Genomic DNA, 4,636 nt, shown 5'->3' on the forward strand with positions numbered 1-4,636 from the left:
AAGCTCTGATCTTTTTCTACCTATGAAGCCCTCAACCTCATATATATACTTTATTTTGCTGTTCATCACCCCTTGAGTAAATTGGCTAAGAATATCGTCTTCTTCGCTAAAATCTTCCACATCTAGAAAAGGCTCAAAATTCTCTTTTCCGCTGCTTGAAAATTCCTGATCTTTCGTCGACAGTACAGAATGACTGCTCAAGCCGAATGAATCCTCTAAATACTGGATATGAAGTTTGAGTTGATAGACAGCAGAACGTGCTATTTGCTGTACCTCTGGGGGGGACGCATTACTACAATGCTTGTAGGCAAACGGCAACCAGAAAGCCGCAACAGGATGTAGAATACGATCGCTACGACTCATGTCGGCTTCATCCTCACAGATGTATGTCAGCAGGACTCCGTATTTAGACCTCCTCTTGGGTTGATGGCGGAAGACGAAATTAACTTGCTCTGACGTGGGCATTATTTGAGTCTCCAGTTGTGTCTCTGAGTCTGGGCAAAGGGCGATTGAGCAGTTTATAGAACAACCCATAAACATCGGCCAAGCGATATTCTAGAGAATGATTGCCGACCGTATCACCGAATGTGTTATCGATGCGTTCTTCAAGACTGGCACACCAATTGAGGGAAGCATTAAATCCCCTAAGTAGGTCAGTTAGTTCCTTTTTGAGATAGCGTGATGTACCGCCACTGATAATAAACTCATCAATTTTGGTTTGAGAAGGCAAATGTTGCAGTAGCCAATTCTGCAATAGCGCAACATATTCTGCCCTAGCATCAGCGATTGCCGAGGCAATTTCTTCGACTTCTTGGTGTCTCAATTCAGTGCGATGACTACGAGCGAGGGTTTCCAAAGCCCGTTTCCCCAATCTAGAACGAGCTTGGCAGATGACAGGAATTAAAACATCTACTTTCTGCCCTGATGTGAAAGTTTGTACTTTCTCAATCATCCGCGCAAAGCCAAAATCACCTGTTGCCCCTTTGGTCAGTTCTCCTTTCTCGATAACTAAGATGGAAGAATTACGGTAGCCAAGCATGATGACGGCGAGCGTAATTTCCTTCGGGTTTCTCAACTTCTGTCCTGTCCGTTCAGGAACTCTGCCCCTAGCAAAGATGCCACCCCCTTCTGGAAGTGCCGTCAACGATTCGAGTTGGACTGATAGCCGTTGCCCCCGAAAGGTATAGTCAGATAGAGCATTGGCGATTTGAGACTCGAATTTCTCTCGATCTCGGAATTCGTTCCAGGGCAGCAAGATGCCCAAAGATAAGGAAAATCGAGAGGGTAAGGCTTTTTTCTGCGCCACGCTTCCGACCAGAGCAAGGGTTTGAGGAATGGCGGAATCGACTTTTAGCGACTCCAGACAGTGGACGGTGTGGAAGTTCTTCTTAGCCAGAAATCCGACCGCAAAATAGGTTTCGCCAAACTTCACCCATGCGGAGTCTTCGGGGTTAGCCTGCCCCATCTTGTATTTTTCATAGTTGTCGATGCTCTTTTCGGGAACTTGTACCACCTGCGGTTCGAGCAGCAGTAACTCTGGCCTGAGATGACCAGAAGTGGTGCTGTAGATGGCTCGACCGAGGGAAGCCCCAAAATCGGCAGCAATGGTCACATCAGCCATAAGCAAATTCCATAGATATTAGGCTGTTGAGTTGTTTAAGTTTCTCCCAAAGTAGGGAGTGGTAGTTGTTTTCCAGCTTGCGCTCTCGGTGCCGATAAAATCGGCTATAGATTGAGATGAGCCAACCCTTAATTGAAAAAAAACCAGCACGCGCTGAGGGGTTGGTTTGAGCCACCAGTGGTGAGTAGAAGTAGGATCGCTGCTTGTCAAAGCATTTTTTCCAGCTTGCGCTCTCGGTGCCGATAGATTCGGCTATGGATTGAGTTAAACCAACCCCAGATAATAGAGAAAGTCCAGCACGCGCTGAGAGGTTGATTTTTTCCACCAGAGGTGAGGAGAAGCAGAATATCTATTTCTGAAAGCATTTTATAAATCCTTCTGGAAGAAATGCACGTTTTTTGTCTATCTTGATGAAAAGTTCCTAATTTAATGGAATTTAAGCCATTGCAATGTACTAATTTTTCAGTCACGCGGTGCACTGACGTTTGACGGCAGTGCCTGCGCGATCTGCCGATTCCACAGGCTCACAACGGAGGGCGATCATAATATAAACATCGGTTTCTGTTGTGATCAACTTAAACCTTTACCCGTTAAGGAATTCAAGCTAGTTTTTCCTAGAACCCCAATTCTCTTCCTCACATGGGAGGACACAACAATAGGAAAGAAAGTAAGCTAATGATTATGGCCGCGAACTAAGGAAAGATGATTTAGTCTTGATGAGTAACCGCCCCTACGATGTGATCCTCTACGGTGCTAGTGGCTTTGTTGGCCAGCAAACGGTGCAGTATTTTGCTAGGCATACTCGCTTTGATGAGGTGCGTTGGGCGATTGCTGGACGTAACCGACAGAAGTTGGAGAAGGTCAAGTCAGAAGTGGGAGCGGCTGTCGATATTTTAGTTGCAGATAGCCGTGACCAAACGGCGATCGATACTTTAGTATCCCAGACACGAGTGTTACTCAATACGGCTGGCCCTTTTGCCCTCTATGGCGATGGGATTGTCGATGCCTGTGTCCGCTTCGGCACTCATTATGTTGATATTACGGGCGAAACCCCCTGGGTTAAAAGTTTAATCGATCGCTATCACGAACCAGCCGCCACTAATGGAACTCGCATTATTCCCTTCTGTGGTTTTGATTCGGTTCCATCAGATTTAGGCACTTATTCAGTCGTCCGTCACTTGCAACAAGAATTAGGGATTGCTTGTACAAAAGTGAAAGGCTACTTTCAGGCTAACGGAGGCTTTAACGGTGGAACGCTCGCCTCTGGAATCAATCTGTACGAAACTGGACAAATGAAGGAAGTGAGCGATCCTTTTCTGCTCAAGCCGCCACAAGAGCATTCCCACCAAGAGATTAGACTCAATCAAGATCTCGTATTTCCTCAATACGATGCTGATATTGAGACTTGGGTTGGTCCATTCTTCATGAGTCCGATTAATACCCGTGTGGTGCGTCGTAGTTGTGCTTTATTCGAGCAGTGGGGTATTTCTTATGGGACAGATTTTAATTATCAAGAATATTTTAAGTTCGACCCACCTCTAGCATGGTTAAAAGCTACGGGAATAACCGCAGGTATGGCTCTATTTAATGGAGCAATGCAACAAAAATCGCTCCGTCACTTCCTAAAATCTATCTTCCCGCAACCTGGTAGCGGCCCTTCAAAAAAAACGATGAACGAAGGATGGTTTTGTTGTGAACTGCTTGGTTTTGGGGAAGACGGACAGAAAGTGCAGGGACTAATCTACGATGTAGGAGATCCTGGAAATCGGGCTACGGTCAAATTCTTGTGTGAGTCGGCACTCAGTTTAGCTTTGCAGGAAAATGAATTGCCAGGTGGTTCAGAGCGAGGTGGCATTTTAACCCCAGCGACGGGACTCGGTGATGTTCTCGCTCAACGGTTACGACAGACGGGAATGCACATCGAAGTCAAGATGATTTGAGCAAAGACACTCTTAATAAAGATTAAGCAAAAGAGCGAAATCAATTTTTTTTTACTAAAGAGTTGCATCTGCTTGGCAGGGCAGGTACTAAAGTTTAATTACCCATCGCGGATCACTTTACCTGCTCAACCGATAACCTTTCAGTGGTCAGTCTACCTTCGATTATGTTATGGAGTAATTTAACTCACCTTTTTAATTCCAAGCAAGAAGTGCTAAATGCGCGAATAATTTCTGAAAATTGTTGATTGCGTTCCATCAGTGCCATGTGTCCCCCTGGAGATAGTACGCTCAGTTCGGCTTGGGGGATTTCTGTACTGATGTGTTGACTGGCAAAGGGTCGTGTGGCAAGATCGGACTTGCCAACAACGACTAGCGTAGGAACCGAGATTTCTTTTAACGTTGCTGTCTCATCAAACTTAAACATTGCTAACACTCCTCGTGCCAAAATACCGGGTGAAGCCTTAAGGCCAATCAAACACGAAAAATTAAGCTGTCCTCGCGTTTCTCGACCAGTAAAACCAGAAAGTTCAGTTGTGAGTAATGTTGAACCATTCAAATAACTCAGCCAACTCATAAGCCATAGTAGGGGAGATAAGGCGATCGCTAAGTACAGCAATGGTAGCAATGGTTGTAACAAAGGTTTTTGTAGGGCCTGTAACAGTTTGTTCAGTATAGCTGTTTTAACGGGATTGGTATAGGTTCCATCGACCAAGATTAAGCCAGCAACTTTCTGCTCCAGTTGTTCTGGAAACAAACGGCAAAAAGTTAGCAGAATCATCGCTCCCATGCTGTGTCCGAGTAACATGACAGGTTCTTCAACTTCTGCCAATACTGCCTCTAGATCGCGGGCATACTTTTCTAGGGAGTAGTCTTTGTTTCGTGGCTTTTTAGACTTGCCTAAACCAGGTAGATCCCAAACCACGACGCGAAACCGATCGCTTAATTGCTTTTTTGCGTAATACCAGACGGTACTATCAGGTCCCCATCCATGTGTCATACCAAATCCGTAAAAGAGAACCCATTTATCTGATAGACTGTGGGAATGGGAAGAAAAGCACATTTAGAAAATTATCTA

At 45.3% G+C, this 4,636-nt stretch carries 4 protein-coding genes; 1 reads left to right on the forward strand and 3 read right to left on the reverse strand.

Annotation, left to right across the window (positions count from 1 at the left end; genetic code table 11):
- Both C7H19_RS24795 and C7H19_RS24800 read right to left on the reverse strand, forming a co-directional pair.
- Positions 1-363 (reverse strand): lipocalin/fatty acid-binding family protein (locus C7H19_RS24795; RefSeq protein ID WP_245927785.1); only part of this gene is annotated, 363 nt, incomplete at its 3' end.
- A gap of 79 nt (positions 364-442) precedes the next feature.
- On the reverse strand, positions 443-1,621 hold the full coding sequence (locus C7H19_RS24800; RefSeq protein ID WP_106459579.1) for a ParM/StbA family protein: 1,179 nt from the start codon (positions 1,619-1,621) through the stop codon (positions 443-445).
- Positions 1,622-2,337: 716 nt separating this feature from the next.
- Here C7H19_RS24800 and C7H19_RS24805 point away from each other — a divergent pair.
- Entirely contained in the window at positions 2,338-3,561 is a 1,224-nt protein-coding gene (locus C7H19_RS24805; protein WP_106459580.1) for a saccharopine dehydrogenase family protein, read from the forward strand.
- A gap of 184 nt (positions 3,562-3,745) precedes the next feature.
- Here C7H19_RS24805 and C7H19_RS24810 read toward each other — a convergent pair whose 3' ends face one another.
- Complete coding sequence (locus C7H19_RS24810; protein WP_245927787.1) at positions 3,746-4,558, reverse strand: alpha/beta fold hydrolase; 813 nt, start codon at positions 4,556-4,558, stop codon at positions 3,746-3,748.
- Between the last annotated feature and the right edge of the window lie 78 nt (positions 4,559-4,636).

Origin of the sequence: Aphanothece hegewaldii CCALA 016 (assembly GCF_003007785.1) — a bacterium.
Classification (GTDB): domain Bacteria; phylum Cyanobacteriota; class Cyanobacteriia; order Cyanobacteriales; family Microcystaceae; genus Chroococcus; species Chroococcus hegewaldii.

What these genes read in the sequence shown, in the direction of transcription:
- C7H19_RS24800 (WP_106459579.1), bottom strand. Translation starts at nt 1,621, where the DNA reads ATGGCTGATGTGACCATTGCTGCCGATTTTGGGGCTTCCCTCGGTCGA.
- C7H19_RS24805 (WP_106459580.1), top strand. Translation starts at nt 2,338, where the DNA reads ATGAGTAACCGCCCCTACGATGTGATCCTCTACGGTGCTAGTGGCTTT.
- C7H19_RS24810 (WP_245927787.1), bottom strand. Translation starts at nt 4,558, where the DNA reads ATGACACATGGATGGGGACCTGATAGTACCGTCTGGTATTACGCAAAA.